This window comes from Dyella sp. 2HG41-7, from assembly GCF_021390675.1.
Lineage (GTDB): Bacteria > Pseudomonadota > Gammaproteobacteria > Xanthomonadales > Rhodanobacteraceae > Dyella_B.
In genome coordinates this window covers 3,425,803-3,451,781 of record NZ_JAJEJV010000004.1, presented here as the reverse complement: position 1 = coordinate 3,451,781, position 25,979 = coordinate 3,425,803, and the positions used below count along the sequence as shown (strand labels likewise).

Below are 25,979 nucleotides of genomic sequence, written 5' to 3'. Positions count from 1 at the left end.
ATCGTCATCCCAGCTTTCGCTGGGATGACGAGCAAAAGCGTTATGGCGTGCTGTAATGCACGAGCTGCAACGTCAGATTGCCGCCATCGCTCTGCGCGATCTTTACCGGCAACGGATATTGCTTGGGCACGTACCACGCGTCGAAGTGTTTGTCCGAATCGGTGCGCGAGACGCGCTCCGCTTGGAACTTGCCTGCTGGCACATCGACCGCTTCGGTGCCTTGCACTTTGAACTGTTGCTGTTCAACGCGCTGTTTGACGCCCACGGGCAGCGTTACGTTCTGATTGCCGGCGCGCAGCGCCAAACCAAGCGCATACGACATCGTGTTTCGATCCACCATGCCCGGCGCGGCGGCGTAATTGGTAACGCCTTTGCCTTCGTCCACGCTGACTTGCTTGGTATTCCAATCCACTTGCATCGTGCGTTGCTTGGTTTTCAGCGCAGAAACCTTGGACGAGTAGGTTTCGGTTTCGGGTGCGTTGTTGTTCCAGCGAAAGCGTGTAACGTCGCTGGAGTTGGCGCCGAGCATCGCGGCCAAACCGGACGTTCCGTGAATCTGGTTGCTGTATTCGAATTCGCCGTTGCCCAGCGATTTCAGTGTAATGGTCGCTTCGCCCATCGCTTCGCCTTCGCGCGAGACTTGATACGTCGCGGTGAACGGCGTCGGCTGAGCGGCAAACGCGGATGTGGTGAGGACGGCCAACGCGAGGCCGGCGAGAACAGAGCGAGCAGGGTTGAGTGTGCGCATGGGTCGGCAGTGTACGCCGGAATTCTGAACGTTCGATGGCGGTCAGCGAACCAGTTTTCCGCCGGTCCACAGCAAAGGTTTGCGAAGCAGCTCGCCGTCGAAGGCAATGCCTTGATCGCCAAGCGCAAGCCGGTCGTCGGCAATGCACGCAACCACGGCAGGAAGCAGGCGGTGTTCCAGCGGAAGCAGCTTGCCGGCGAGCGTGTCTTCGGTGTCGCCCGATTCGATCGCAAGCGTTACTTGCGCGATGACAGGACCGCCGTCGAGTTCGGCCGTCACGTAGTGCACGCTGGCGCCGTGTTCGGCATCGCCCGCTTTCAGTGCGCGACGATGCGTATGCATGCCGCGATATTTGGGCAACAGCGAAGGATGAATATTGATCATCTTTCCGGCCCACGGTTTCAACGCATCGCCGTCGATGATGCGCATAAAGCCGGCGAGCACGATCAAATCCGGTTTGCTGACCGCAATGCGATCGAACAATGCGATGTCGTAGTCGCGGCGTTCCGCGTAATCGCGTGGATTGAGTACAAGCGTGGGAATGCCTGCGGTTTGCGCCAGCGCAAGCACGGTGGCATCCGCTTTGTCGCTGGCGACAAGCACAAACTCGACCGCCAATTCGCCGCGCTCGCGCGCCGCCAGCAGCGCAGCGAAATTGCTGCCGCGTCCGGAGGCGAGTACTGCGATGCGAAGCGGTGATGACATGGCGTTTTATTTACTCCCTCTCCCCTATGGGGAGAGGGCTGGGGTGAGGGGCAAATCTTGCGACGGTGTCAGCGTCTGAAAGCGGTTTTTCGCAATCAGCCGATATGTACGCGTTCGTCGCCCTTGGCGGGCACGACTTCGCCGATCACCGAGCTAGCCAAACCGTGCTTCTTCAGCAACGCGGACGCAGCGCTCACGGCATCGCGCGGCAACAACACGGTGAAGCCCACGCCGCAGTTGAACGTGCGCCACATTTCTTCGCGCGCCACATTGCCTTCGCGCATCAGCCAATCGAACACAGGCGGCAACACGATGGCGGATGCATCGAGTTGCAAGCCAAGACCATCGGGCACGACGCGGATAATGTTTTCTTTCAGGCCGCCGCCGGTGATATGCGCCATGCCGTGCACAGGCACGGATTTCAGCAGGTCCAGCATGGCCTTCACGTAGATGGTGGTGGGCGCCATCAGCGCGTCGGCGAGTTTTACGCCGCCCACGTCCAGATCCAACGGGCTGCCTGCGCGTTCGACGATCTTGCGCACCAGCGAGTAACCGTTCGAGTGCGGACCGGACGATGCGACGCCAAGGACGACGTCGCCCCCGACGATGCTGTCGCCGCTCATCAAGGCATCTTTTTCCACCGCACCGACGGTGAAGCCAGCCAGGTCGTATTCGCCCGGCGGATACATGTCCGGCATCTCCGCCGTTTCGCCGCCGATCAGGGCGCAACCGGCCAGTTCGCAACCTTTCGCGATGCCGCCGACCACGGCGACGGTGGTGTCCACGTCCAGCTTACCGGTGGCGAAGTAATCCAGGAAGAACAACGGCTCGGCGCCTTGCACCAGCACATCGTTCACGCACATGCCGACAAGATCGATGCCGATCGTGTCATGACGGTTCAATTGTTGCGCCAGCTTGAGCTTGGTACCCACGCCATCCGTGCCCGACACCAGCACGGGCTCTTTAAAGCGGGTGCCGAGATTGAACAGGCCGCCAAAACCGCCCAGGCCGCCCATGACTTCGGGCCGGAAAGTGCGCTTGACGAGCGGCTTGATGCGTTCGACCACGGCATTGCCGGCATCGATGTCCACGCCTGCGGCGCGGTAGGTGAGGGCGTCGGACATGGCCAACCTGACGTTGAAGAAACGTCCAATGATAGACGTTGGGGGTCGGATTGGGCAGACTTTTGTTCGATCCCCCAAGTCTGAACATGGCCCACTCATGCGTCTTTCACGCCTGCTGATCGCAACTTCGCTGTTTGGTCTGGTGCTGGGGCTGCTCCCAGTCGCCCGGAGCCAGACGACCTCCCCCTACACCGTCCTCGTGCCAGTGACCGACACCAGCGCGGCGCAACGCAATCAGGCCTTCCAGACAGCGCTGGGGCAGGTGCTTGTGCGCGTGTCGGGCGGTCAGGACCTTAGCGCCAAGAGCGGCTATCCCGAAGCCATGCAAAACGCGGCCGGCATCGTGAAGCAGTTCCAGTACCAGGGTAACGGCGGCAATCCGCCTACCTTCACGCTCAACGTCAGCTTCGATCAGGGCGCGGTGCAGCGGCTCGTGACGCAGCTGGGCGCCACATCCGCGGGCGTCAAGCCACCGTTGCTGGTGGTGGTGAAAGGGAGCGACGGCAAGGTGCTTGGAAAGGACGGATTGGGCGCGCTCAGCAGCGCAATCAGTCAGCACGGCTATCAGGTGAGCTACGGCGATCCTGCGCAGCTGCCGGATCTCGGCAAGCTTGCTTCGGCCGATCCCGCCGCGCTCTCGGCGATCAGCCGCATTTATCACACCGGTCTGGTGCTGATCGGCGATCTTCATGCGAACGGTGCCGACTGGACGCTGATCAGCGGCGGCCAGGCGCAACACTGGGCCGCGCAAGGCAACGATCAAAACGGCCTGTTCGCCGATGCGGGCAAAGGCGCGACGGATCGTCTGGGTCAGGCGCTCAACGTGATCGGCTCCAGCCAGATCAACGCAAAGTTGTGGGTGTCGGGTCTGCATTCGGCGATGGATTACGCCAACTTGTTGTCCACCCTGCATGCCGATCCTTCTGTGCAAACCATCACCACGCTGGGCGCGCAGGACGATGGTGTGCTGTTCGCCGTCAAAGCCGGCATGCCGCTGGACGGGCTGGTCGCCAATCTCACGGCGGGCGGCCGCATGATGGAAGGCAGCTCTCACGACGGCGCGGACGCAAGCCTGCGCTGGCTGCATTGATGTCATGGCCGTGGCGATGCCGCTTGCGTCGCGATCGCCCTGGCGGCATTTGCCCAATGCCATCTCGTTGTTGCGGGTGTTGCTCGTGGCGCCCATCTGCTGGCTGCTGTGGCATGAGCGCTGGTCATCCGCGCTGATTTTGGTTGCTGTGGCGGGCGTGTCGGATGGCGTGGACGGTTTTCTCGCGCGTCATTTCGGCTGGCAAAGTCGGCTCGGCGGCATGCTCGACGCGATCGCCGACAAGTTGCTGCTAATCAGTTGTTTCGTGATTTTGGCGTGGCTTGGGTTTGCGCCGGTTTGGCTCGCTTGGCTCGTTTGCGGGCGCGACGTGGTGATCGCCACCGGCGCGCTGTTCTGGCGAATGTTGATTGGCCCGATCGAGCCGCATCCGAGTCTGCTTTCGAAAGCCTGCACATTGATGCAGATCGTGTACCTATTGGCCGTGCTGCTGATGCTGGCGCAATGGCCGGCGCCACCCGCACGTTGGTTCGTGTGGCTGGTGGCAGTGCTTTGCGCGGCGAGCGGCCTGGATTACGTGGTCCGTTGGTCACGCCGGGCCTGGTTGGCGTTTCGATCTCGGTAGCGTGCGATTGCGTTCACGCGCAAGACTTTGAACGGCCCGCTACATGGGCCACACTTTCACTGCTCTCCCACCAACGGCAAATTCTTCGTGTCCATAAGCCAAGAGACATCCCGCCGCTGGCAGATGCTGGCGATCATCGTAGCCATCGGGTTGCTGGTGTGGTTGCTCGCGCCTGTGCTCATGCCGTTTGCCGTCGCCGCGATGCTGGCGTATCTGGGCGATCCGCTGGCCAATCGTCTGGAGCGCCTGGGTTTGGGACGCTCGCTCGCCGTGAGCATCGTGTTCGTGGTGTTGATTCTGGTGATCGCTGCGGCGCTGCTGTTGCTGGTGCCTTTGATCGTGCGCCAGATCGAAAATCTGGTGCTCAACTTTCCGCGCTACGTGGAATGGGCCAAGGACACGGCGTTGCCATGGTTGCAGGCCAAGTTGCATCTGGATCCCAAGGCTTTCGATACCGATCGCCTGATGGCGCAGATCAAGGAACATATCGGTTCCATCGGCAGCGTGATCGGCACGCTTTCGCGCTCCGGCATCGGCGTGGTGGCGTGGTTGACGAATCTCGTGCTGATTCCGGTGGTGTGGTTTTATCTGCTGCGCGATTGGGATCGCCTGGTTGCGTGGATCGATCGCATGTTGCCGCGTTCGGTCGAACCAACCGTGGCGCATCTGGCGCGCGAATCCGACGCCGTGCTCGGTGCGTTCGTGCGCGGGCAATTGCTGGTGATGCTGGCGCTCGCCATCTACTACGGCGTGGCGTTGACGCTGGTGGGCATTTCAGTCGGTCCGCTGATCGGCATGGTGGCCGGTTTGCTCAGTTTCGTGCCGTATCTTGGTTTTATCACCGGCTTTGTCGCGGCGATCATCGCGGCGTTAGTGCAGCATGGCGATTGGACGCATGTGTTGCTGGTGGTCGGTGTTTTCGTCGTCGGTCAATTGCTTGAAGGCTACATCCTGGTTCCGCGATTGGTCGGCGAAAAAATCGGCCTGCATCCGGTCGCCGTGATTTTTTCGGTGCTGGCCGGAGGGTATCTGTTCGGATTTCTCGGTGTGCTGCTTGCGTTGCCTGCGGCTTCGGTGATTCTGGTGCTGCTGCGTTATCTCGCGCAGCGTTACCAGCAAAGCGACCTTTATACGGAGGAAGGTGCGCCCGACACCGTAATTGCGGAAGTCGACGTGGTGGTGGATTCGAAGTCTGAAAACGGCGCACATGTCGAAGTCGTCAAAGACAGTAGCAAACCATGACGGCACAGCTTCCGTTGGGATTGCGCTGGCCGCGTCGCCAGCGTTTCGAGCATTTCCACGCGGGAGTCAACGCGCCCGCGTTAGCGGCCGTGCAAACGCTGGCTACGCAATCCGGGGCGCCATGGCTGTATTTGAGCGGTGCCGCCAGCAGCGGTAAGAGTCATTTGCTGATGGCCGCGTGTCAGGCCGCGCACGAAGCAGGGCGCACCGTGCAGTATCTGCCGTTGAAGAAATTGAGCGATCATGCCGCCGTTATTCGTGGCGTGGTGGGCAGCCAATTTATCGCGCTGGACGATCTCGATGCGCTTGCGGGCAGCCGCGACGCCGAGCACGCCTTGTTCGATGTTTACAATCGCGCACGTGCTGAAGGCACTGCGCTTATTTTTACCGCCGAAGCGGTGCCGACACAACTTGCGCTGACGCTGCCCGATCTGCGCTCTCGCCTCGGCGCGTGCACGCAATTCGTGTTGAAACCGTTGGACGACGACGAACGCCGCGAAGTTCTCAAGCGCCAAGCCGCCGTGCGCGGCATCGAACTGGACGACTCCGTGCTCGATTGGCTGTTCGCGCGTTATGCACGCGATCTGGGTGCATTGTTCGATCTGCTCGACCGATTGGATCAAGCGTCGCTAGCGGCTCAGCGCCGCGTGACGGTGCCGTTTTTACGAGGTTTGCTGCGTGAAAGTTCCTAGGACAACGCATTAGCGCGAGGAGTCGATGCATGGCCAAGACCATCACCCCGTTCCTGATGTTTGAAGGCGCCGCCGAAGAAGCGATGACGTTTTATGTATCGCTGTTCGACGGCTCGCATATCGATTCGATTTTGCGTTACCGCGCGGGCGAATCCGGCCCAGAGGGATCGATAAAAATCGCTTCCTTTACGCTGTGTGGGCGACCTTTCTATTGCTCGGACAGTCCGATCGAGCATGGCTTTACCTTCACGCCGTCGATGTCGCTGTTTATCGAATTGGATGACGAATCCGATCTGGATCACGCCTTTGCGCAACTGGCGGCGGACGGCAAGGAGCTGATGCCGCTGAACAACTACGGGTTCAGCAAAAAATTCGGATGGGTCAACGATCGATTCGGCGTATCGTGGCAACTCAACTTGCCCAACTGATTTAGGGAACGCTGCATCTCTTCAACAAGGTAATTCGCATGATCTGCCGTATCTGGCATGGCCGAACATCGCGCGAGCGCGCCGACGAATACGCGATATTCCTGAAGGACCGCGCGATTTCCGATTACCGTTCGGTTTCCGGCAATATCGATGTCGCAATTCTGCGACGCGACGACGGCGATGTTTCGCATTTCCTCACCGTTACGCATTGGTCGTCCGAGGAGGCGATACGCGCTTTCGCCGGCGACGATATTCTGAGCGCGAAGTATTACCCGGAAGACTCGGGGTTTCTGCTGGAATTCGAGCCTGAAGTGCAGCACTTCGACGTGGTCGCGGAACAAGCATCGCACTGAGCGCATTGCGCTCAAGGAGTGATCGACATGACAGCTTCCATTCGTTCCTCGCGCGACATCATCATCCGCACTGACGATTGGCCTGCGGCCATCGCGTTTTACACATCGACCTTGGGCTTCGAGGTGGTGTATCGCAGCGACACCATGATGGGATTCGAAACCGGCTCGTTTCGCCTTTACGTAGAAAAAGGCGAAGCACATGGACCAGTTTTCGATTTTCTGGTGCAGAACGTGCAGGCAACGAAACAGGCTTTGCTCGCTTCCGGATGCACGTTGATCGAAGAAGACCCCGCCGTTCCGCGCTGTTATCTTCGCGATCCGTTCGGCATGACGTTCAATCTCGGTTTGCGCGATTCGTCGCCCTGATAAAAAAGCGCCTGACGGCGCCTTTTTTGTTGAGCGATAAACCTCAGGCTTTCAACAACGCCGGCGTCGCATTGGCGCCGATTGCTTCGGTCATCGCTTTCACCAACAAGTGATTGCCGGCGATGATGTTGCCGCTTTCAGGAATACCGTCGCGTCCTGCGAAATCGCAGTATTGACCGCCCGCTTCACGGACCAGCAGTACGCCGGCGGCCATATCCCACGGCTTCAACCCGATTTCGAAGAAGCCGTCGTAGCGGCCGGCTGCGGTGTAGGCGAGATCGAGCGCGGCCGAACCCGAGCGGCGAATGTCCTCGGCTTGCGTCAGCAGCGCGCGCGTCATCGCGAGTTGCGAATCCAGATGCGCGCGTTGGCGATACGGAAAGCCGGTGCCGATCATTGCGCCGACGAGGTTTTCGCGCTTGCTGACGCGAATGCGGCGATCGTTGAGATACGCGCCATCGCCTTTGCTTGCGGTAAACAATTCGTCGCGCAACGGATCGAACACCACCGCGTACACCGGCTCGCCTTTGTCGAGAAGCGCGATGGAGACGCTGAAATGCGGAATGCCGCGCAGGTAGTTGTGCGTGCCGTCGAGGGGATCGATCACCCAGACCAGCGGCCCCTTGCCCGTGCTGCCGCTTTCCTCGGCGAGGATCGAGTGGGTGGGGTAGGCGCGACGGAGTTCCTTGACGATCTCGGCCTCAGCCAGCTTGTCGACCTCGGACGCAAAGTCCATGCGTTGCTTTTCAACGACATTGAGGCCGTCGATACGGTTCATGTAACGCAGGATCACGTTACCGGCGGAGCGCGCGGCACGTACCGCGACGTTGACGGCGGGTCTGGTCATGGCTTTGGCTTGGCAAAAGAACGGGTTAACGGCCGGAAATGGTAGCAGAGCGCGAGGTTCGGGGCGAGGGACGGGTGGTGCGAAAGCCTTGCAAACACCCGCGACAGCTGGAAATTTTGCGCTTTGCGGCCTCCCATTTGCCCAGAAATCCCCGGCGGTCGACTATCCTTGCCACCCCTCAACGCGCATCGTTCTTCGCATGACCGTCGCCTCCGATCTGCCTGGCCTCTTTCGTTTCGTCCTCGTTCGCACCTCCCATCCGGGCAATATCGGCAGCGCGGCGCGGGCGATGCGGACCATGGGTTTTTCCCGCATGAACCTGGTCGCGCCGCACCGCTTTCCCGATCGCGAAGCGTCGGCCATGGCGGCAGGCGCGGACGATGTGCTGGAAGGCGCAGGCGTGCATGACGGGCTGGTCGATGCGCTGGCCGGAACGCGGATAGCGTTTGGGTTATCCGCACGGCGTCGCGGCGTGAATCTGCCGGAACTCACGCCGCGCGAAGCGGCGGCACAGGCGTTGGCCGCAGCCGAGCGCGGCGAGGAAGTGGCGCTGGTGTTTGGCAACGAGCGCACCGGTCTTGAGAACGACGAACTGGCGCGTTGTCACGCGATGGTGCGCATTCCCAGCGTGGACGATTTCAGTTCGCTCAATCTTTCGCAGGCCGTGCAGGTGATGGCGTACGAGTTACGCATTGCATTGCTGGGCGAAAAATTACCTTCGCCACCACCCCTGAACGACGAACCGCCGGCCGATGCGGCGCAGATGGAGCGCTTCTACGAACATCTGCTGCAGACCTTGGACGACATCGATTTTCACAAGGGCCGTGCGCCAACGATGATCATGCTTCGCCTGCGCAAGCTATTTCAGCGCGCGCAGATGGACGAGCGGGAGTTGCGCATGTTGCATGGGATTCTTGCGGATGCGCAGCGGATGGCGAAGTTGGCGGGCGAGAAGAAATAAGCATCGCAAATGCAAAGATCTGCTCCCTCCCCTACGTGCAGTAGGGGAGGGAGAAAACTGCATTACTGCTCGTCGTCCGCAAGCTCGATTCGTGGCGCCGGCGTCACCAACAATTTGTCGATACGCGCACCGTCCAAATCCACCACTTCGAAACGAATGCCGCGCCACGCGAACACTTCGCCGGTTTGCGGAATATGCCCCAGCGCCGCCATCACCATGCCGGCAATGGTGCGGAAGTCGTGTTCGTCTTCGCCGGGTAAATGATCGACGTGGAGCAGTTCGCGCAGATCGTCGGTGGAAAGCGAACCGTCGATTAACCAGCTGCCGTCTTCACGTTGCACGATGGGCGCACTTTCTTCGCCGCCGCCATGACCGAGCTGGCTGGCACCCACCACGGCGGCGAGCAAATCGTTGAGCGTGACCACGCCTTCGATATCACCGTATTCGTCGACGACGAGCGCCATCGGCGTTTCCGCGTCGCGAAATTCTTCTAGCAAATCGAGCGCACGCGCCGTGGCCGGTACGTACAACGGCTTTGCCAGCGTGCGGAACAAGTCGGGACGTCCCACCGTGATGCCGCCAAGCAAGCTCTTCACTTCCATCACGCCGACGACGTCGCTTTCGTCGCCGCGATACACGGGATAGCGCGAATACGAGGTGTGCCGCAGCACGTCGAGGCTTTCTTCGATCGGCGCATTGATATCCAACCACGCGATGCGCGTGCGCGGCGTCATCACGCTGTCCACCGTGCGATCGCCCAGGCGTAGCACGCGGTTCACCATCGCCTGCTCGTCGGCATCGAGTACGCCTTGTTCGGTGCTCTCGGCGACAAGCAAACGGATTTCTTCTTCCGTGGCGGCGCTCTGGCCGCGATCTTGGACGCGCATCAGCTTCAGCAGCAAACCGCTGGAGCGATTGAGCAACCACACAAACGGCGCTGTGGCGCGAGAAAGCACAAGCATGGGCACCGCGACAATGCTCGACACTTTCTCCGGCGACGACAACGCCATGCGCTTGGGCACCAGTTCGCCGACCACGATCTGGATAAACGAAATGATCATGAAGCCCAAAACGATGCCGATGATGCGCGTGTACGGCGCCAGCCAGGCGATGCTCCCGCCCTGCAGCAGGCCGCTGATATGCGTGCCGATCGCATCGCCGGCGATGGCGCCGGTCACCAGCATCACGATGGTGATGCCGACCTGCACCGTGGAAAGAAAGTGCTCCGGCGCTTCGGCATGGCGCAGCGCCACCTTGGCCCGGCGGCTGGTCTGGGCCATTTGCTTCAAGCGGCTTTTGCGCGAGGCCACCAGCGCCATTTCCGATAGCGCGAAGAAACCGTTGCAGAGGGCGAGGAGAAGGACGAGCGCGATTGTAGTCAGCATCGCGACAGGGCATCTGAGGCAGGCATGACCGCAGTGTAAGGCACGTCGGGGGTGCTTAGGGGCGTCGCGGGGTGGTTGAAGTGGTGCGGTGCGACAGGGGTCTCCTGTAACATTCCGGAAATATTTACCCTTTCTGCCCCAGGGCCAGCCTGCATGTTTTCACTTCAGACGATTTTCGGAAAAGGCGACAAGTTCTACGGCCTGCTCGAGCAAAGCGCCGAAGCGGCCCGCGAGAGCGCCAAGGCGCTGCACGAACTGGTCACCCAGGCCGATCGCGCGCCGGTGATGGCCGCCTTCGCCGCCGCGCGCTCGCGTGAAAAGGCGTTGGCCGCGCAAATCAGCGAGGAACTCGTCAACACGTTCGTGACGGCGCTGGATCGCGAGGACATCGAGGCGCTGAACAGCGCGCTCTACAAAATTCCAAAGAGCGTGGAGAAGTTCGCCGAACGCTACGAGATTGTCTCCAGCCGCCTCCACGGCGTGGACTTTGCGCAACGCACATTGGTGCTGACGCGCTCCACCGACGTCGTCGCCGAGATGATCGGCGAGTTGCGTCGCGGCCTGCGCATCGATCCGGTGAAGAAGCTGCAGGATCGCCTGCAAACGCTCGAATCCGAGGGCGATCGCATGTTGCTTGCGCCGTATCGCACGCTCTACATCGAAAACAACGACGCCATGCGCGCGATGTTGGCCAAGGATCTGTTCGAGCTGATCGAGAAGGCCATCGATAAATGCCGTGATGTTGGCAACATCGTTTATTCCATCGTGTTGAAGAACTCCTAAAGGAGCACGCCTTGCACGCTTCATTTATGGCACGGCGCGCACGGACAGGAGCGCAGGCATGAGTCTTGGCCTCGTTGCAGTCGTCGTGCTGATCGCACTCGTCTTCACGTACATCAACGGTTTTCACGACACCGCCAATTCGATCGCCACCGTGGTCGCCACCAAGGTGTTGTCGCCGGGGCAGGCGGTGTTGCTGGCGGCGGTGACCAATCTCGTCGGCGCGCTGTGGGGCACGGCGGTGGCTGCAACGATCGCGGCGGGCATCGTCAACACCGGCGTTGTCGATGCAGGTCCGCAATTGTTGATCTGTGCCTTGTTGGCGGCGATTGTCTGGAACCTGATCACCTGGTGGGTCGGTCTGCCTTCCAGCTCCAGCCATGCGCTCGTGGGCGCGCTCGTTGGCGCGGCCATTGCCGAGTCCGGCGGCCGGTTTGCGGCGGTGATCTGGGCGCAGGGCGGCGCGCACTGGTGGGAAGGGAAGGGCGTGCTGCCGAAAGTGGTGATGCCGATGGTGGTGTCGCCGATCATGGGTTTCGTGCTCGGCTTCGTGCTGATGGGCGGGCTGTACGCGTTATTGGCGTGGTTTGCCTCGCGCAAGGGCGCGCTGCGCTATCTGGGACGCACGCCGTTCGTAAACAGCTTCTTCGGCAAGGTGCAGATCTTGTCCGCCAGCGCGATGGGCCTCGCGCACGGTATGAACGACGCGCAAAAGAGCATGGGCATCATTGCGTTGGCATTGGCCAGCGCCACCACCGCAGGGCAGTTCGATCAGCTGCCGGCGTGGTTGTCGTTTTTACGCATTCACACGTCCACTGCGAATGGCTTCGCCGTGCCGCACTGGGTGGCGGCGGTGTGCGCGCTCACCATGGCGGCCGGTACGGCCGGCGGTGGCTGGCGCATCATCAAGACGCTTGGTCACAAGATGGTGAAGTTGCATCCCATCAACGGCTTCGCGGCGGAAGGCAGTTCGGCGATGGTGATTCTTGCGGCGTCCATGTTTGGATTGCCGGTGTCCACCACGCATGTGGTGTCGTCGTCGATCATGGGTGTCGGCGCGGCCAAGCGCTTCAACGCCATTCGCTGGTCGGTGGTCGAGCGCATGGTGTGGGCGTGGATCCTCACGCTGCCCGTCACCGCGTTGGTTGCTTATGGATTTGTCTATCTGGCGCGACAGTTCGGTTAGCGCCTGTTCGCAATCGAACGGGCTTCTAAAAATCGTCGCCGCCATCGACGATCACTTGCTCCAGCTGGTCGCCCAGCAGGCCGAGTTCGTTGATCAATCGATGCAGCTCGTGCTGGCTCAACAGCTCGTACGGACGGTTTTCGCATAAATGCAGATAAGGCGAGCCGTCGAGGTCGGCCACGGCCAGAAATCCGCTGCGCTGCTCCCAGTTGAAACGCAGGCAACGTTTCGGATCGGCGCCGGAAAGCGGGCCAATGGGCGTGGAGATTCGCAGGTAACGTGCGCCGCCTTCGTCTTCCAGTTCGGCCAGGTAAATGCCCTGATGTCGACCATGCGGTAGCGTGAGATCGAAGCTGATCAGATACGGATCGTTCTGCCGCAAGGCATGCTGGCTGCCGACAAGCGAACGCACGGCTTCGAAGTGATGCATACGGCGTTATCCGGACAGGTGGCGGATTGGGGATACTCTGCCACGATTGGGGGAACGTTCGAGTTAATTCTGTGCAGCGATGACGGCCCGATCCATCGATTCGCCGCGGAACACGCGCTCACGGCGTCCGCTTCGCATCTGGCTATCATGGCGAGAGGACACAACTAGGTACTCGCTGTAATGAAAAAGGAATATCTGCGGGTCTTCGACGCCATTGCGGCCATTCCGCCGGGGCGCGTGGCCAGCTATGGCGCGATCGCCGCGCGCGCGGGGCTGCCAGGCCGTGCGCGACTGGTCGGGCGATTGTTGGGCGAGGTTCCCGACGGCATGATACTGCCGTGGTTCCGCGTGCTGCGTTCCAGCGGTCATATCGCCATGCCGCCGGGCAGCCGTGGTTTTCGCGAGCAATGCCGATTGCTGCGCGCGGAAGGGGTGGAAGTGAAAAACGGCCGCGTGCCGTTGTCGCGTTTCGGCCTCGACGCGGATGTGGATAAGGCATTGTGGGGTTTGCCTTAGTTTTTTCCGGTCTTGCCGGGTGAGGGGGAGGACTCTTCGCCATGGCAATCACTGACGCGTACTGTTACTCGAACGCTTCGCACGAAAGAAATAAGCTTGTCCGCCAGATGGTCCCCTCACCCAACCCTTTCGCTGTAGGCGAGAGGGAGAAAAAATAAGCATGCCGGCCACACCTCTTCATATCCTCCAAAGCGTTTTCGGCTACGCCCAATTTCGCGGTCATCAGCAAGCCATCGTCGAGCATGTCGCCGAAGGCGGCGATGCGCTGGTGCTGATGCCCACGGGCGGCGGCAAATCGCTGTGTTTTCAGATTCCGGCGATGTTGCGCCAAGGCACGGGCATCGTGGTGTCGCCGTTGATCGCATTGATGCACGATCAAGTCGACGCGTTGTGCGAAGCCGGTGTTGCGGCGGCGTATCTCAATTCCAGTCTCGACGCGCAGAAGCAGCGCGAAGTGGAACGCAAACTTGCCGCGGGCGAATTGGATTTGCTGTATGTGGCGCCGGAGCGTTTGCTTACCGGACGCTTTCTCGAAGCGCTCGACCGCACCGAAGTAGCGCTGTTTGCCATCGACGAAGCGCATTGCGTATCGCAATGGGGGCACGATTTCCGGCCGGAATACCGCGAACTCACGCTGTTACATCAACGCTTTCCGCATGTGCCGCGCATCGCGCTCACCGCAACGGCCGATCCACGCACGCGCGAGGAAATCGTCGAGCGATTGGCATTGCAGGATGCGCGCCAATTCGTGTCCAGTTTCGATCGCCCGAACATCCGCTACACCGTCGCGTCGCGCCACAACCCGCGCAGTCAGTTGATGAGTTTTCTCGACGGCCATCGTGGCGATGCCGGCATCATTTATTGCTTGAGCCGCAAGAAAGTGGACGAAACCGCGGCATGGCTAGCCGAGGCGGGCATCGAAACGCTGCCGTATCACGCCGGCCTCGACGCGGCGACGCGTACGGCGAATCAGCAACGATTTCTGCGCGAAGACGGCGTCGTGATGGTGGCGACCGTCGCCTTCGGCATGGGCATCGACAAACCGGATGTGCGCTTTGTTGCGCACTTGGATTTGCCGCGCAGCTTAGAAGGCTACTATCAGGAAACCGGTCGCGGCGGACGCGACGGTCTGCCTGCCAACGCGTGGATGATCTACGGCTTGTCCGACGTGGTGGCGATGAGCCAGATGATCGCGCAGTCCGAATCGGGCGACGAACGCAAACGCGTCGAGCGTTCGAAACTCGACGCATTGCTTTGCTACGCCGAAGCCACGCAGTGTCGCCGTGAATTGTTGCTCAGTGCGTTCGGTGAAACGTTTCACGGTCCGTGCGGAAACTGCGACAACTGCCTGGAACCGCCCAAAACTTGGGATGCCACCGTTCCCGCGCAAAAAGTGCTATCGGCGGTGTATCGCAGCGGGCAACGCTTTGGTGCGGGGCATGTCATCGATATTCTGCGCGGCATCGACAGCGAACGCATGACGCAGCTCGGCCACGATCGTTTGACCACGTTCGGTATCGGCGCCGACATCGACGAAAAGCAATGGCGCTCGGTATTTCGTCAATTGCTCGCCGTAGGATTGCTGGCGGCGGATGCGGAAGGATTCGGAACGCTGCGACTTACAGCCGCCAGTCGCGATGTGCTGACCGGCCATCGATCGGTCTATATGCGCGAAGAAACGCGCCCGGTGCGTCGCGCATCGCGTCGTCGCGACAGCAAGCTGATTGCCGGCGCCAGTCTCGGTATCGAGGCGTACGAGCAACCGATGTGGGATGCGCTGCGTGCGCTGCGCGCGCAGTTGGCGAAGCAGCATGGCGTGCCGGCGTATGTGATTTTCCACGACGCGACGTTGCTGGCGATGTTGCGCGCCTTGCCGGGCAATGAAGAAGAACTCGCATCGATCAGCGGCGTAGGCGAGGCCAAGCTAAAGCGCTACGGTCGCGATTTTCTGGACGTCATCAACGCCAACGAATGAAAATGGGTCGCGACCGATCATCCATGATCGGTCACGCCACGGCTTCGGCGACCCGATGCGCGTCGCGAGCGAAAGACGCGAGCCTGCGACGGATCGATGCCAGACATTCGGAACGCATGCGTGGCGCGCGCCAAGCGAGCGTGCGGCAACGACGTCGCTTCGCCGAGATAACGCCACTGGCTTAACGCCCGAGGCAGTCGCGCCTGAGGCCAGGCTTCACGCAACGCATCCAACGCTGCCTCCGGCGAATCGTGTCGCGCGATTTCCCGGGTCTCATGCAGAGACCGCCAACGATGACCATGCCTGACAATGCGAAACAGGCCACGGCTGGAAGGGAAAACGTACTGCGACACCATCGGGAAAGGCTCCGGCTCCGATGGTGAAAGCATGGCTGACAGTGATGACGTGGGGATTATTTCTGTGCGTCACTTCGATGGCGGGACGTGGTCGCCGCGATGACGAATGTGGCGCAGTCGTTAGGCATTTGTGAGGTCAGCGCGCCTGGCACTGAACGCCGGGCGAACTGGCGATGCTTTCGCCCGCTGCCAGCGGGGCCAGCATGCCGTCGTGCATGCCTTTGGTCCACCACTGCCAACCATCGCCGGTATAGCGCGCGCCGCTGCCAGATAGAGCGATATGCAGCGTATGCGTCTGGCCCTTGATTTGAATCAGCGCCGTGTTGGTGTCCGGATAGGCCGCGAGCAGCGTTTGTCCATCGCTGCACGCGTAGTTCACCCATGTCACGGTTGAGTTGGCGGCGGCCGTGTCGGTTGGCGTTGAGCCGCAACCGGTCAATGCAACGATCGACACGAAGAACGCGCTCCGAACGATCATGGCCAAGCCTCCTCGAAAGGTCGGTCAAGAATAAAACCATCACCCCTGAGAAGCCGATGGTTTACGGCGTTTCAATGCAACGCCGAACTCGCCAGCGCTTTGATCTGATCAGGATCGGTCAAGCCAACTTCGCGGCCGGTTTCTTTGTCGCCCTTGAAGACGATCAAGGTACTTTGCTGCTGGATGCCGAGCGCGCGTTTTTCCGCAGTTTGATTGTCGTAATCCAGACGCAGGATCAGCAGCTTCGCGAAGGCCGGATCGCTGGCCATGGCGTCGATGGTGGGCGCCTGTTTGCGGCACGTCGGGCACCAACTCGCATAGGCATCCACCAAAACCGGTTTACCCGCCGCCTGCGCCGCTTTCAGGGCTGCGGTGGAAAAGGGCTGGATGGGTTGCGCCATTGCCGGAGCGGCGAATATCAGGCCGAAAACCATCACGGCGGCCAGTTTGCGAAAGATGGTCATGGGCGGATCCTTGCAGTGAGTTCTAGTGGCTATTCGTTACAAAAAGACATGGGGTTACAGCCGTAACCCTTAGACTTGTTTCAGCGAAAAGAGGGTGAATCCCGTCACCAAGGAGCCCTTTATGACCGCTTGCGCGAATACACAATTCGTATACGTCGAGGCGAAAGCATGAGCGGCAGCCTCAATCCGCTGGTCGCCTACGCGGCAGGCGCGCTGACGATTTTGTCGCCGTGCGTGATTCCGCTGATTCCCATCGTGTTGGGCAGCGCGGCGCAGCGTCACCGCTGGGGGCCGCTTGCATTGGCGTTGGGTTTGGTCGCGTCGTTCACGCTGACCGGTTTCGTTATTGCGACCCTAGGCGCATCCATCGGTCTGAATGGCGATTCCATTCGTTTGTGGAGTGCCGTGCTGCTGCTGATTGTGGGTGTGGTGCTTATCGTTCCGCGATTGCAAGCGCTGTTCGAACACGCTGCAGGTCCGCTGGCGAATTGGGCAGGGGAGCGACAAGCGCGTTTGGAACAATTTGGGTTGGCGGGCCAGGCGGGCATTGGCGTATTGCTTGGTCTGGTGTGGAGTCCGTGCGTAGGTCCGACGCTGGGCGCAGCAACCTTGCTCGCTGCGCAGGGCAAGAATCTGAGTCAAGTTGCCTTGGTGATGTTGGCGTTTGCGCTCGGCATCGCCACGGTATTGCTGGTATTGGCCTTGCTTGCGCAAAACATGCTCGCACGTTGGCGCAGCAAATTGATGACGACAGGCACGCGCGGCAGGCGGGTGCTAGGCGTGCTTATCGTGCTGGTCGGTGCGTTGATCGTCACCGGTACCGATCGCAGCCTGGAGGCTGGCGTTTTGGGCGTGCTGCCCGATTGGGTAACGAATCTCACGACCTCGTTGTAAGTGCGAGTTGAGGCGACTCAATTCGTTCCAATAATTCGGCCGGACTGTGCATCGATTTTCAGCGAGACCCGTTCGCCATTTGGATTCTTGGCGCGAGCCGTCCAAATGCCGTGTTCGAAATCGAGATCGTGCACGTGCGTAAAGCCTTCTTCGGAAAGCATGGCGCGAACGTCGGCTTCTTCCATGCGCGACACTTGCTTGTTCGGGTATGCCTTACCGGTGACCGGGTCCACGCGCAATTTCACGCGCGATCCATCGCCGCTGCGCGCACGCGCCGTCCACACGCCGTCTCGGAAACCCACGTCGTGTATATCGGAATAACCTTGCTGCGTGAGATCGCCGACCACTTGTTGTTTGGTGAGCGCCTGATCCTGATCCTGCGCCCACGTCGCACCGGCACATCCCAACGCCACCGCGATGGTCAATGAAGCGACTTTCTTCATGGCCTAACCCTCGTTGCAGATGAGTAACGAGTCTTGGTTCCATGCAATCAATGTGCGGTGAAGAAAAGATTAGCCGGGTTCACATCTGTTCATGCGTGGAGTCAGGATCCAGACAGCCGTTGCGCGATGGATGGCGAAAGACTGCGCATAAAGGATTCCACTTGCCGTGTGTAATCCGAATCCAGGCCAAGCGTTTCGTTGATCTGTTCGTGAGTGAGATCCTCCCCAAGCACGGATGCATGCGTACCCAACGCGACAGCTTTAGTCACGAAGCTTTGCGCTTGCGGACAGGAATCCTTGCGTTGCGTGGAACAGACTGCGAGGAAAGGCACGATGCTTCCGCGCATTTGCTGCAAGGGCGACACGCTCGCCCAATCGTCGGATTGATTTCCAAAAGCGCGGTCGTAAAGCGGAAGGTGTCGCGCCTGCATGATCGCGACGACGTTCAGCGCCGCGCTATCGAGCGATATCGTTCCGAGCCACGGCGCCACGCCCTGGCGCTTTCCGATCGATGTATCCGTGCTGATCAGCGCCACCAGATGCGCGCCTGCCGAATGCCCCATCACGACGAATGCGTCGGAATCGCCGCCCCATTGCGCAGCGTGCTGTTGCGCATACGCCAGCGCTAGCGCCACGTCTTCTGCCTGCACCCGTGGCGATGCTTGGGGAAGCATGCGGTAATCGATGGAGATAAAGATAAAGCCTTGAGATACCCAACGCGACACCTTGTTCTGTACGACGCCGCGCGCCGTTTTGTCGCCAAAGGCCCATGCGCCGCCATGGACCATAAAAATGACAGGCGCATGGGCTGCGTGCGGTGGCAGATAAACATCGAAACGCTGCTGCGGGTCGTCGCCGTAACGGACGTCGCGAACGATTTGTATGTCAGCGGGCAAGGTCATATTTTGCTGACGGCGTTGAAGCATGGCGTTGCGCCATGTTCCGGTTTGCGCGCGGGCACTTGCAGCAAGTTGCGCAAGCAGCAGCAACGCCATGCCGCAAACCAGAAATCCATTTGTTTTCGTCATTGCCGTTTTCCCCTTGCCGACCGTCAGAACGTTTTATCGCATCGAGAGTTTACTGACCGCACGCCACCGATTGACCGCTGGCATTGGTGCACGAACCGCTGTGCGTAAATCCTTGACCTTTGGTGTAAGTGGTTTGTCCGTCGTACGTGATACCCGTGGCGTTGTTGGTCGCCGTCGTGTCGTGGGTGGTAACGCCGTTGGCCGTTGTGGTGCCGGCATCATACGTACCGCGCGGTCCGCTGCCTTCGGTTTGCGAACTTCCGGTTAGCGCACCAGTCGAGCTGCGGTTGTATGCGCTGCTTGTACTGTAGGCGCCGCCCGCCGCAGTGGCGCCGTGGCCATTTTGACTTAGCGACGCGGAGCCATCGGCGTTCCGGGTGTAACTGTTGTGGCCGGCGTAGCTACCGCCATTTACGCCATGGATGATGGTGCCGCCTTGATGGTGGATCACGCCGCCGGATGCGGTCGTGTAGCCGCCGTTGACGGCGGTGCCGCGCGCTCCGCTTACGCCACGCACGTGGAAGCGGCCTTGCGCATCGGCCGTATGCATGGCGGCCATGGTCGTCACGCAAAGCAGGGTAAGCGACGTCATACGCAGAATCGAAGACCTAGTCATATCGCGCTCCTTCGAGTGGGATGAACTTAACTTCGGCGCTCAGCGCGCCGCGTGGACGCATCTTCCAACTGACTGAGCAAAAAGGTGTTTCCAACTGCGCCCGAATGTGAGCGTTTGTTGCTGCCGATAGCGTTGGAAACATTTGCTTACAAATGGGTGGGAAGGACGCTTGTCCGCCGCTGGCTGGCAGGAGATAGTCGCGCCATGGACAGCCCACATATCCTTGTCGTCGACGACGATCTACGCCTGCGCGATCTGATCGAGCGCTACCTCACGCAGCAGGGGTTTCAAGTGCATAGCGCTCCCCATGCGGCTGGGATGCGACGCGAATTGGCCGCGCATCATGTCGATCTGATCGTGCTGGATCTGATGTTGCCGGATGCGGATGGCCTGCAACTCTGTCGCGCATTACGCGCCGAAGGCGTCGACATTCCCATCATCATGCTCACGGCGAAGGGCGACGATGTGGATCGCATTGTCGGACTGGAAATTGGCGCCGACGATTATCTGGGCAAGCCCTGCAATCCGCGCGAACTGGTGGCGCGCATTCGCGCCGTGTTGCGTCGTCGTCCACGTGCGCCGGTGGGTGCGCCGCAAGTGGAATTGGCGCCGGTGAATTTCGGTCGGTTTACGTTCGATATGGGAACACGCCAATTGCTCGACGAAGGCGCACCGATTAAGTTGACCAGCGGCGAATTCGCCGTACTCGCAGCGCTGGTGACGCATCCGTTCGAAACCTTGAGCCGGGAACGTTTGGTGGCGCTCGCCCGCGGTCGCGATCACGAGGCCTTCGATCGCAGTATCGATGTGATGGTGTCGCGCTTGCGCCGTTATATCGAAGACGATCCGCGACAGCCGCGTTGGCTGCAGACCGTTTGGGGCGAAGGATATGTCTTTGTGTTTCACGGAGGCCGCGTATGAAGCAGGCGCCATCGACGTTCTCGCTGATTCTTGGCCTGGTGGCGTTGGCGTTGACGCTTGCGCTGACGCTCGCCGCGATCCTTTCCATGCGTGTCAGCCTGCGGGCGGGCAGCGATGCCTACGGTCATCTTTCTACCGTCGCCGCGCTCGCCGCCGATGAGCTCTCCACACGTAACGACCCGAACGCAGCGCAAACGATGGAGACGCTGCGCAAGACCGGGCTGCGTTTTTCCGCCGAGCCGCCGCCGTCCAGCGTTGTGCGCCCGTCGGTGATATTGAAAGACATCGGTTATACCGTGGGTCAGTTGCTTGGCGATCCGTCGCGCGTCGTTGTCGTGCAAACGCCAGATCCACAGATATGGGTGCGCAGCGCGCACGATCCGCAGCGGTGGATTGTGTTGCATGCGTTGAGCTATCGGCGGCAGATTGTCGCTTCCACATTTGTCATCACCGTGCTTGCAGGATTGATTGCGCTGATCATTGCAGCGCTTGCGGCACGCATGCTGACACGTCCACTTGAAAGTCTTACGGCGCACGCCTCGGAATTATTATCCGGCGAGCCGGTCGTGCAAACGCACTTAAGCAACAGCCCGCGCGAAGTCCGCAAGCTTGCATTGGCGATTGGTGACGCGGGCGAAAAATTGCGCAGCGTGGCGCGCGAGCGCGAGCTGATGCTGGCCGGTATTTCGCACGATTTGCGCACGCCGTTGGCACGGTTGCGCCTGGCGCTGGAGCTGGGCGATGCGTGCGATCCGTATCGGCGAGACGCCATGGTGGCGGATCTAGACGAACTTGATAGCGCGCTGGAGCAGTGTCTGGCATTTGTACGCGACGGCCGTGACGAGCCGCGACGCGAAATCGATCTGGTGACGCTCGTGGGGCAATTGCTTGCATTGCGCGCCCAACCGGATACTTGGCAACTAAGCGGCCCTTCTGTTTTGCCTGCTAACGTTCGACCAAGCCTGTTGCGCCGGGCCATTGGCAATCTGATGGACAATGCCGAACGCTATGGCGCGGCGCCTTTCGAAGTCAGCCTTAGCAACGGCCATTCCGATGTGGTCGTTCGCGTGACTGACTCCGGCCCTGGTGTGAATCCCGAGCTGCTTGCTCACCTCGGCCGCCCGTTTATGCGAGGCGATCAAGCACGTGGAGGCGTGGGTACGGGACTCGGTTTGAGTATCGCGCTGCGCGCCGCCGAATTACACGGCGGCGCAGCAGAATGGAGCAATGTGCCGGAAGGAGGCTTCGCCGTCACATTGCGGTTGCCCGCAGGATCGGCTTAGCGGGCGGTACGCATCCGTGCTTTTTTATCAGCGATCAACCAACGCCATCATGCGTTCGTTGTAGCGCGGCCCGGAAATTTTTCCGGGCGCCAAGGCATCATCCAACGTTTGCATCTGTGCGGCGCTGAGTTTGATCGAAGCCGCAGCAACGTTTTCTTCCAGATATTTTCGGCGCTTGGTGCCTGGAATCGGTACGACGTGTTCGTTCTTATGAAGAAGCCAGGCGATCGCAATTTGGCCCGGCTTTGCGTGCAACGCTTCAGCGATATCGCGCACGATCTGCGCGGCCTTCACATTGGCGTCGAAGTTGCTGCCTTGGTAGCGCGCATCGTTATGGCGGAAATCGTCTTTCGGATATTCTTCAGCGCGTTTTACTTCACCAGTCAAAAAGCCGCGACCCAGCGGCGAAAATGCAACCAAGCCTATGCCAAGTTCCGCAAGTTGCGGCACGAGGTCTTTCTCCAGATTGCGTTCCCATAGCGAATATTCGCTTTGCAGCGCCGAAACGGGATGAACCGCGTGCGCGCGTCGAATGGTCGCCGCGCCCGCTTCGGATAGACCGAAAAAGCGCACCTTGCCTTGCTTCACCAAATCGCCCACAGTGCCCGCTACGTCTTCGATCGGTACGGTGCGGTCGACGCGATGCTGATACAGCAGATCGATATGATCGGTGCGCAACCGTTTGAGCGATGCATCGACAACGTCGCGGATATGCTCGGGCCGGCTATCGGTGCCGACGCTCTTGCCATCTTCGATCTTGAAGCCGAACTTGGTGGCGATGGTGACTTGGTCGCGTTTGCCGGCCAGCGCGCGTCCAAGCAGGTCCTCGTTGGTAAACGGGCCGTAGACTTCTGCCGTGTCGAGAAATGTGCAACCCAGTTCGATGGCTTGGTGTAGCGTCGCGATGGATTCGCCTTCATCGGCAGGACCGTAGAACTGGCTCATGCCCATACAGCCCAGGCCGATCGAGGAGACGCTCAAGCCCTGACTGCCGAGTTTCCGTTTGGGTAATGTCATGACGATGTCCTCGCGATATCGGCCGGAAAGTGTAAGTTCCCAATGCTTAGCGCCGCGTCTACGGCAGTGCTTGCGGTTGCCAATGGGATGCCCAGGTCGAAGGTTTGGGTCCCATCACGAAATTCAACGTGCCGCCTGCTTCGATCTGCGCGTAGGAAATCACGGGCGTTTCGAGCGGTTTGCCGTTGAGCGTCGCCGACTGAATGTAGACGTTGCGGTCGGAATTCCGCGGCGCCGTCATTTCGAAACGCTTGCCGTTCGGCAGATTCAACGTGACCCGCGTAAATAGCGGACTGCCGATCACGTAGTCGCCCGATGCGGGATTCATCGGGTAGAAACCCATCGCGGTGAAGATGTACCACGCCGACATTTGTCCGCAGTCTTCATTGCCAAGCACCCCATTCGTCGTGTTCGAATAGGCGTCGCGCGCGATTTCGCGCACGCGCGCCTGCGTTTTCCACGGTTGCCCAGTGAAATCGTATAGATAGCCGTAGTGGTGGCTGGGTTCGTTGTCGTGGCGGTTGTGGCCGCCGTTGAAATGAGCGTCCAATTTGGCGGCCGCCGCGTCAGGTCCTCCCAGCAATTTCACGACGCCAGGCACGTCGTGCAGCGCGGCGAAGAGATAGACCCATTGATCGCCTTCCGTCCAGCCATCATCCGGCGACGCCCAGGTGCCGTCGGCGTTTTTCGCCTGCATAAAACCGCGGGCCGGGTTGAATAGGTTGCGGTAGTTGGTTGACCGCTTCATAAAGAAGTTGTAATCGTCGGTTTTGTCGAGCGCTTTGGCGACTTGGGCTACTGCGTAGTCGTCGTACGATTCCTCCTGCGTGCTTGAGGCGGATTCCAAAATTTTATCGGCGGGGATGTAGCCGAGCTTTTCCGCGTACGTCAGTCCGGCGCGCGCTTCATATGGCGTATGCGGTTCGCGGTCGAACCAGCGGCGTGTCGTGTCGCCGTCGGGCGGCGTCATCGCGTCTTTGTAGACAGCTTTGTACGCAAGTTGATAGTCGAAACCTTTGAAGCCTTTGTTGATGGCTTCCGCCACCAACGAATCGGCGTGCGTACCGATCATGATATTGGTGTAGGAAGGATTTGGCCATTTCGGCATCCATCCGCCTTCGACGTAATCCTGCAGCAGCGCTTGCACCATGCCGTCGATGCGTTCCGGTGCGAAGATCGTCAGCAGGCTGTTTTCCGCGCGGAAAATATCCCAGATCGAATACGCGGTATAGGAAACGCCGTTGTGCACGCGATCGTCGAACGCGCTGTAGTAGCGGCCGTGCTCTGAAAACAATTTGGGGTAGAGCAGGGCGTGATAAAGCCCGCTGTAGAAAATGCGGCGCTGATCGTCGCTGGCGCCTTCGATGGAGGCAATGCCGAGCTTTTTGTTCCACGTCGTCTTGAGCGAATCGCGGACGTCATCGAAGTTCCATCCGAGCATTTCTGCATCGAGATTGGCGCGCGCCTGATCGATGCTGATAAAGGATGTGCCGACCTGCACGTCGACCGTATCGGTATCGAAGGATGCGATGGCGCCGACGTTGTTGCCTTGCACTTCTTTCTTGTCCGGCCAAGTCAGCACGCCTTCGTAGACTTTCGCCGCAGCCATCGGCTGTTTGAACCGGACCACGAAATAGCCTTTGAAATTCTTAAGCGCGAACGGTCCGAGATGGGCGTCCATGCGATCCGGGTTGTAGCCGACGATTTCATTGCGGCTAGCATCGATGCTGACAAAACCTTCGATGCCCGGACGCGTGGCTTCGATCAACACGCTCGGCTTTGCATCGTGCGGATAGACAAAGCGCAGATAACCAGCGTGATCGGTGGCCGTCATTTCGGCGAATATTTTATGCGCCGCGTCAGGACCCATCGTCACCGCGTAGTAATAGGGCGTACTAATTTCGTCTTTGTGCGTAAAGGCGAGCCGGCGCGCCTCGGGCGCATAGTTGGCATCGCCCATTTCCGGCATCAGCGTGACGTAACCGTAATCGCCCATCCAGATGGCCGGCTGATGCGTGCCGATAAAACCCTGAATGTAGGTGTCGTCGTATTCGTAGGAACTCACGCTAATACGGTTTTGCCGGGTCTGCGCAGTCCAATTCGTCATGCCGAACGGGGTAGTGACGAACGGCATCGTGCCCCCGTACTCCGCGCCTTCGCCGCCGGTGCCGATGAAAGTGTTGACCCAGTCGACGGGCGTCGCGGTTTTTGGCGCGTCTCGACCAAAGGAGGTGGACGCGAAAGCGCAAAGTGCGAGGATTAGGCAGATATCAGCGATCAGGGATCGGGAATGGGCGCGGTCTGAACGGAGCATCGATAGTTCCCTTCGCATCGTCGATGACGAGATGACCTAGGAATAGTCGAAAACGCGTTTGGATGCGTCAAGTGGCGTGTCATGGGTTTTCACGCCGGGTGCCGGGCGTCGTCGCAAGTAGGTTGCTTGGCGACGACGCCGGCTTGAACGTCAAGGCTTTCGCCAGTTCGGACGTGCGGGTTTTACTTCGCAGCGCACTTATCGTTCGGACACGCGAAGTCGATTTCGGCGTTGTGACCCACGATCAGCGGAATGTTGGATCGCGTATCGACGGTTTGTCCGTCCTTTTCCAACGTCACGGTGTAATCGCCCGGCGGCAGCGAACCGAACTTGTAGCGACCATCGCTATTCACCATCTTGTGGTGATGCGAGCCGGTCGCGCTGCTTGCCGTAACGGTTTCCCCAGCCGGTGCGTGACCGAAGATGGTGGCGCTGGTGTCCTGCGCACGCACGGTGGCCGGAGACAACGAAGTGACGACACTCGATGCAGCGACCAATAACGAAAGCGCCCCAAAGTAAAGATGCTTGCGGGCTTTGAAATGCTCAATCTTGAACATGGAAACTCCTGTTTCACGAGTGACACTACGGACGCGTGAGATCAGCCGACTACGGCCTTGATGATTGGCCGTCGGATCACGCTCATGCTTGCTGATAAAGCAATGCCGGATTTCGCTTCCTTGCATCGGCTATTCGCGTTGCCGCGCTCCCTGTGCTCTGGGCTATGCGTCCCAGGCGCGTTGGATCCATTCACCGT

The 25,979-nt window shown here is 60.1% G+C and carries 29 protein-coding genes; 15 read left to right on the top strand and 14 right to left on the bottom strand.

Annotation, left to right across the window (positions count from 1 at the left end; translation table 11 throughout):
• Positions 1–40: 40 nt before the first annotated feature.
• From L0U79_RS17050 to purM, 3 genes are all read right to left on the bottom strand, one after another.
• Positions 41–748: a DUF3108 domain-containing protein gene (locus L0U79_RS17050; protein ID WP_233843421.1), complete on the bottom strand. Its 708-nt coding sequence runs from the start codon at positions 746–748 to the stop codon at positions 41–43.
• A 42-nt stretch (positions 749–790) separates the two neighbouring features.
• On the bottom strand, positions 791–1,453 hold the full coding sequence (gene purN / locus L0U79_RS17045; protein ID WP_233843420.1) for a phosphoribosylglycinamide formyltransferase: 663 nt from the start codon (positions 1,451–1,453) through the stop codon (positions 791–793).
• Between the two features lie 95 nt (positions 1,454–1,548).
• Entirely contained in the window at positions 1,549–2,577 is a 1,029-nt protein-coding gene (purM, locus tag L0U79_RS17040; RefSeq protein WP_233843419.1) for a phosphoribosylformylglycinamidine cyclo-ligase, read from the bottom strand.
• A gap of 97 nt (positions 2,578–2,674) precedes the next feature.
• Here purM and L0U79_RS17035 point away from each other — a divergent pair, with 97 nt between their 5' ends.
• The 7 genes from L0U79_RS17035 (at position 2,675) to L0U79_RS17005 (ending at position 7,331) form a co-directional block, all read left to right on the top strand.
• Positions 2,675–3,667, top strand: coding sequence for a DUF2066 domain-containing protein (locus L0U79_RS17035; protein WP_233843418.1), 993 nt, complete (start codon positions 2,675–2,677; stop codon positions 3,665–3,667).
• A gap of 4 nt (positions 3,668–3,671) precedes the next feature.
• Complete coding sequence (locus L0U79_RS17030; RefSeq protein WP_233843417.1) at positions 3,672–4,250, top strand: CDP-alcohol phosphatidyltransferase family protein; 579 nt, start codon at positions 3,672–3,674, stop codon at positions 4,248–4,250.
• Between the two features lie 87 nt (positions 4,251–4,337).
• Positions 4,338–5,492, top strand: coding sequence for an AI-2E family transporter (locus tag L0U79_RS17025; RefSeq protein WP_233843416.1), 1,155 nt, complete (start codon positions 4,338–4,340; stop codon positions 5,490–5,492).
• A complete protein-coding gene (gene hda / locus L0U79_RS17020; RefSeq protein WP_233843415.1) occupies positions 5,489–6,184 on the top strand; it encodes a DnaA regulatory inactivator Hda in 696 nt (231 codons plus the stop codon). Before L0U79_RS17025 ends, hda begins: the two co-directional genes overlap by 4 nt.
• Before the next feature lie 29 nt (positions 6,185–6,213).
• Positions 6,214–6,612 (top strand): VOC family protein, encoded by a 399-nt coding sequence (locus tag L0U79_RS17015; RefSeq protein WP_233843414.1) that lies wholly within the window; start codon positions 6,214–6,216, stop codon positions 6,610–6,612.
• A 38-nt stretch (positions 6,613–6,650) separates the two neighbouring features.
• On the top strand, positions 6,651–6,965 hold the full coding sequence (locus tag L0U79_RS17010) for a hypothetical protein (RefSeq protein WP_233843413.1): 315 nt from the start codon (positions 6,651–6,653) through the stop codon (positions 6,963–6,965).
• A 27-nt stretch (positions 6,966–6,992) separates the two neighbouring features.
• A complete protein-coding gene (locus L0U79_RS17005) occupies positions 6,993–7,331 on the top strand; it encodes a VOC family protein (RefSeq protein WP_233843412.1) in 339 nt (112 codons plus the stop codon).
• Between the two features lie 43 nt (positions 7,332–7,374).
• Here L0U79_RS17005 and L0U79_RS17000 read toward each other — a convergent pair whose 3' ends face one another.
• On the bottom strand, positions 7,375–8,178 hold the full coding sequence (locus L0U79_RS17000) for an inositol monophosphatase family protein (protein ID WP_233843411.1): 804 nt from the start codon (positions 8,176–8,178) through the stop codon (positions 7,375–7,377).
• A 199-nt stretch (positions 8,179–8,377) separates the two neighbouring features.
• On the opposite strand from L0U79_RS17000, the gene L0U79_RS16995 reads away from it, so the two are divergent.
• Positions 8,378–9,139 (top strand): RNA methyltransferase, encoded by a 762-nt coding sequence (locus L0U79_RS16995; RefSeq protein WP_233843410.1) that lies wholly within the window; start codon positions 8,378–8,380, stop codon positions 9,137–9,139.
• A gap of 62 nt (positions 9,140–9,201) precedes the next feature.
• Here L0U79_RS16995 and L0U79_RS16990 read toward each other — a convergent pair whose 3' ends face one another.
• Positions 9,202–10,524, bottom strand: coding sequence for a hemolysin family protein (locus L0U79_RS16990; RefSeq protein ID WP_233843409.1), 1,323 nt, complete (start codon positions 10,522–10,524; stop codon positions 9,202–9,204).
• Between the two features lie 153 nt (positions 10,525–10,677).
• Here L0U79_RS16990 and L0U79_RS16985 point away from each other — a divergent pair, with 153 nt between their 5' ends.
• Both L0U79_RS16985 and L0U79_RS16980 read left to right on the top strand, forming a co-directional pair.
• Positions 10,678–11,307 carry a pit accessory protein gene (locus L0U79_RS16985; protein ID WP_233843408.1) on the top strand — a complete coding sequence of 210 codons (630 nt, stop codon included), beginning with the start codon at positions 10,678–10,680 and terminating at the stop codon, positions 11,305–11,307.
• 58 nt (positions 11,308–11,365) lie between these two features.
• Positions 11,366–12,490 (top strand): inorganic phosphate transporter, encoded by a 1,125-nt coding sequence (locus L0U79_RS16980; protein ID WP_233843407.1) that lies wholly within the window; start codon positions 11,366–11,368, stop codon positions 12,488–12,490.
• Between the two features lie 25 nt (positions 12,491–12,515).
• Here L0U79_RS16980 and L0U79_RS16975 read toward each other — a convergent pair whose 3' ends face one another.
• Positions 12,516–12,920 (bottom strand): hypothetical protein, encoded by a 405-nt coding sequence (locus L0U79_RS16975; protein ID WP_233843406.1) that lies wholly within the window; start codon positions 12,918–12,920, stop codon positions 12,516–12,518.
• A gap of 180 nt (positions 12,921–13,100) precedes the next feature.
• Here L0U79_RS16975 and L0U79_RS16970 point away from each other — a divergent pair, with 180 nt between their 5' ends.
• Positions 13,101–13,436 (top strand): MGMT family protein, encoded by a 336-nt coding sequence (locus tag L0U79_RS16970; protein WP_233843405.1) that lies wholly within the window; start codon positions 13,101–13,103, stop codon positions 13,434–13,436.
• A 160-nt stretch (positions 13,437–13,596) separates the two neighbouring features.
• Complete coding sequence (gene recQ, locus L0U79_RS16965; protein ID WP_233843404.1) at positions 13,597–15,411, top strand: DNA helicase RecQ; 1,815 nt, start codon at positions 13,597–13,599, stop codon at positions 15,409–15,411.
• A 492-nt stretch (positions 15,412–15,903) separates the two neighbouring features.
• On the opposite strand, the gene L0U79_RS16960 is transcribed toward recQ, so the two are convergent.
• Positions 15,904–16,245, bottom strand: coding sequence for an MliC family protein (locus L0U79_RS16960; RefSeq protein WP_233843403.1), 342 nt, complete (start codon positions 16,243–16,245; stop codon positions 15,904–15,906).
• Positions 16,246–16,316: 71 nt separating this feature from the next.
• Positions 16,317–16,709, bottom strand: coding sequence for a thioredoxin family protein (locus L0U79_RS16955; RefSeq protein WP_233843402.1), 393 nt, complete (start codon positions 16,707–16,709; stop codon positions 16,317–16,319).
• Positions 16,710–16,877: 168 nt separating this feature from the next.
• On the opposite strand from L0U79_RS16955, the gene L0U79_RS16950 reads away from it, so the two are divergent.
• Positions 16,878–17,603, top strand: a complete 726-nt coding sequence (locus tag L0U79_RS16950; RefSeq protein ID WP_233843401.1) for a cytochrome c biogenesis CcdA family protein — start codon at positions 16,878–16,880, stop codon at positions 17,601–17,603.
• 17 nt (positions 17,604–17,620) lie between these two features.
• On the opposite strand, the gene L0U79_RS16945 is transcribed toward L0U79_RS16950, so the two are convergent.
• From L0U79_RS16945 to L0U79_RS16935, 3 genes are all read right to left on the bottom strand, one after another.
• Positions 17,621–18,046, bottom strand: a complete 426-nt coding sequence (locus L0U79_RS16945; protein WP_233843400.1) for a PepSY domain-containing protein — start codon at positions 18,044–18,046, stop codon at positions 17,621–17,623.
• A 101-nt stretch (positions 18,047–18,147) separates the two neighbouring features.
• On the bottom strand, positions 18,148–19,074 hold the full coding sequence (locus L0U79_RS16940) for an alpha/beta hydrolase (protein ID WP_233843399.1): 927 nt from the start codon (positions 19,072–19,074) through the stop codon (positions 18,148–18,150).
• Positions 19,075–19,123: 49 nt separating this feature from the next.
• Positions 19,124–19,690 carry a hypothetical protein gene (locus L0U79_RS16935; RefSeq protein WP_233843398.1) on the bottom strand — a complete coding sequence of 189 codons (567 nt, stop codon included), beginning with the start codon at positions 19,688–19,690 and terminating at the stop codon, positions 19,124–19,126.
• A gap of 204 nt (positions 19,691–19,894) precedes the next feature.
• Here L0U79_RS16935 and ompR point away from each other — a divergent pair, with 204 nt between their 5' ends.
• Both ompR and L0U79_RS16925 read left to right on the top strand, forming a co-directional pair.
• Positions 19,895–20,611, top strand: coding sequence for a two-component system response regulator OmpR (gene ompR / locus L0U79_RS16930; protein WP_233843397.1), 717 nt, complete (start codon positions 19,895–19,897; stop codon positions 20,609–20,611).
• A complete protein-coding gene (locus L0U79_RS16925; RefSeq protein ID WP_233843396.1) occupies positions 20,608–21,894 on the top strand; it encodes an ATP-binding protein in 1,287 nt (428 codons plus the stop codon). Before ompR ends, L0U79_RS16925 begins: the two co-directional genes overlap by 4 nt.
• Positions 21,895–21,921: 27 nt before the next feature.
• On the opposite strand, the gene L0U79_RS16920 is transcribed toward L0U79_RS16925, so the two are convergent.
• The 3 genes from L0U79_RS16920 to L0U79_RS16910 all read right to left on the bottom strand — a co-directional run bounded on the left by L0U79_RS16920 (position 21,922) and on the right by L0U79_RS16910 (position 25,782).
• The gene (locus L0U79_RS16920) at positions 21,922–22,911 is read right to left on the bottom strand and encodes an aldo/keto reductase (RefSeq protein ID WP_233843395.1); all 990 of its coding nucleotides are present in this window, start codon (positions 22,909–22,911) and stop codon (positions 21,922–21,924) included.
• Positions 22,912–22,969: 58 nt separating this feature from the next.
• Positions 22,970–25,225: a GH92 family glycosyl hydrolase gene (locus L0U79_RS16915; protein ID WP_233843394.1), complete on the bottom strand. Its 2,256-nt coding sequence runs from the start codon at positions 25,223–25,225 to the stop codon at positions 22,970–22,972.
• A gap of 182 nt (positions 25,226–25,407) precedes the next feature.
• The gene (locus tag L0U79_RS16910) at positions 25,408–25,782 is read right to left on the bottom strand and encodes a carboxypeptidase-like regulatory domain-containing protein (protein ID WP_233843393.1); all 375 of its coding nucleotides are present in this window, start codon (positions 25,780–25,782) and stop codon (positions 25,408–25,410) included.
• Positions 25,783–25,979: the final 197 nt, after the last annotated feature.

What these genes read in the sequence shown, in the direction of transcription:
- L0U79_RS17050 (WP_233843421.1), bottom strand. Translation starts at nt 748, where the DNA reads ATGCGCACACTCAACCCTGCTCGCTCTGTTCTCGCCGGCCTCGCGTTG.
- purN (WP_233843420.1), bottom strand. Translation starts at nt 1,453, where the DNA reads ATGTCATCACCGCTTCGCATCGCAGTACTCGCCTCCGGACGCGGCAGC.
- purM (WP_233843419.1), bottom strand. Translation starts at nt 2,577, where the DNA reads ATGTCCGACGCCCTCACCTACCGCGCCGCAGGCGTGGACATCGATGCC.
- L0U79_RS17035 (WP_233843418.1), top strand. Translation starts at nt 2,675, where the DNA reads ATGCGTCTTTCACGCCTGCTGATCGCAACTTCGCTGTTTGGTCTGGTG.
- L0U79_RS17030 (WP_233843417.1), top strand. Translation starts at nt 3,672, where the DNA reads ATGGCCGTGGCGATGCCGCTTGCGTCGCGATCGCCCTGGCGGCATTTG.
- hda (WP_233843415.1), top strand. Translation starts at nt 5,489, where the DNA reads ATGACGGCACAGCTTCCGTTGGGATTGCGCTGGCCGCGTCGCCAGCGT.
- L0U79_RS17015 (WP_233843414.1), top strand. Translation starts at nt 6,214, where the DNA reads ATGGCCAAGACCATCACCCCGTTCCTGATGTTTGAAGGCGCCGCCGAA.
- L0U79_RS17010 (WP_233843413.1), top strand. Translation starts at nt 6,651, where the DNA reads ATGATCTGCCGTATCTGGCATGGCCGAACATCGCGCGAGCGCGCCGAC.
- L0U79_RS17005 (WP_233843412.1), top strand. Translation starts at nt 6,993, where the DNA reads ATGACAGCTTCCATTCGTTCCTCGCGCGACATCATCATCCGCACTGAC.
- L0U79_RS17000 (WP_233843411.1), bottom strand. Translation starts at nt 8,178, where the DNA reads ATGACCAGACCCGCCGTCAACGTCGCGGTACGTGCCGCGCGCTCCGCC.
- L0U79_RS16995 (WP_233843410.1), top strand. Translation starts at nt 8,378, where the DNA reads ATGACCGTCGCCTCCGATCTGCCTGGCCTCTTTCGTTTCGTCCTCGTT.
- L0U79_RS16990 (WP_233843409.1), bottom strand. Translation starts at nt 10,524, where the DNA reads ATGCTGACTACAATCGCGCTCGTCCTTCTCCTCGCCCTCTGCAACGGT.
- L0U79_RS16985 (WP_233843408.1), top strand. Translation starts at nt 10,678, where the DNA reads ATGTTTTCACTTCAGACGATTTTCGGAAAAGGCGACAAGTTCTACGGC.
- L0U79_RS16980 (WP_233843407.1), top strand. Translation starts at nt 11,366, where the DNA reads ATGAGTCTTGGCCTCGTTGCAGTCGTCGTGCTGATCGCACTCGTCTTC.
- L0U79_RS16975 (WP_233843406.1), bottom strand. Translation starts at nt 12,920, where the DNA reads ATGCATCACTTCGAAGCCGTGCGTTCGCTTGTCGGCAGCCAGCATGCC.
- L0U79_RS16970 (WP_233843405.1), top strand. Translation starts at nt 13,101, where the DNA reads ATGAAAAAGGAATATCTGCGGGTCTTCGACGCCATTGCGGCCATTCCG.
- recQ (WP_233843404.1), top strand. Translation starts at nt 13,597, where the DNA reads ATGCCGGCCACACCTCTTCATATCCTCCAAAGCGTTTTCGGCTACGCC.
- L0U79_RS16960 (WP_233843403.1), bottom strand. Translation starts at nt 16,245, where the DNA reads ATGATCGTTCGGAGCGCGTTCTTCGTGTCGATCGTTGCATTGACCGGT.
- L0U79_RS16955 (WP_233843402.1), bottom strand. Translation starts at nt 16,709, where the DNA reads ATGACCATCTTTCGCAAACTGGCCGCCGTGATGGTTTTCGGCCTGATA.
- L0U79_RS16950 (WP_233843401.1), top strand. Translation starts at nt 16,878, where the DNA reads ATGAGCGGCAGCCTCAATCCGCTGGTCGCCTACGCGGCAGGCGCGCTG.
- L0U79_RS16945 (WP_233843400.1), bottom strand. Translation starts at nt 18,046, where the DNA reads ATGAAGAAAGTCGCTTCATTGACCATCGCGGTGGCGTTGGGATGTGCC.
- L0U79_RS16940 (WP_233843399.1), bottom strand. Translation starts at nt 19,074, where the DNA reads ATGACGAAAACAAATGGATTTCTGGTTTGCGGCATGGCGTTGCTGCTG.
- L0U79_RS16935 (WP_233843398.1), bottom strand. Translation starts at nt 19,690, where the DNA reads ATGACTAGGTCTTCGATTCTGCGTATGACGTCGCTTACCCTGCTTTGC.
- ompR (WP_233843397.1), top strand. Translation starts at nt 19,895, where the DNA reads ATGGACAGCCCACATATCCTTGTCGTCGACGACGATCTACGCCTGCGC.
- L0U79_RS16925 (WP_233843396.1), top strand. Translation starts at nt 20,608, where the DNA reads ATGAAGCAGGCGCCATCGACGTTCTCGCTGATTCTTGGCCTGGTGGCG.
- L0U79_RS16920 (WP_233843395.1), bottom strand. Translation starts at nt 22,911, where the DNA reads ATGACATTACCCAAACGGAAACTCGGCAGTCAGGGCTTGAGCGTCTCC.
- L0U79_RS16915 (WP_233843394.1), bottom strand. Translation starts at nt 25,225, where the DNA reads ATGCTCCGTTCAGACCGCGCCCATTCCCGATCCCTGATCGCTGATATC.
- L0U79_RS16910 (WP_233843393.1), bottom strand. Translation starts at nt 25,782, where the DNA reads ATGTTCAAGATTGAGCATTTCAAAGCCCGCAAGCATCTTTACTTTGGG.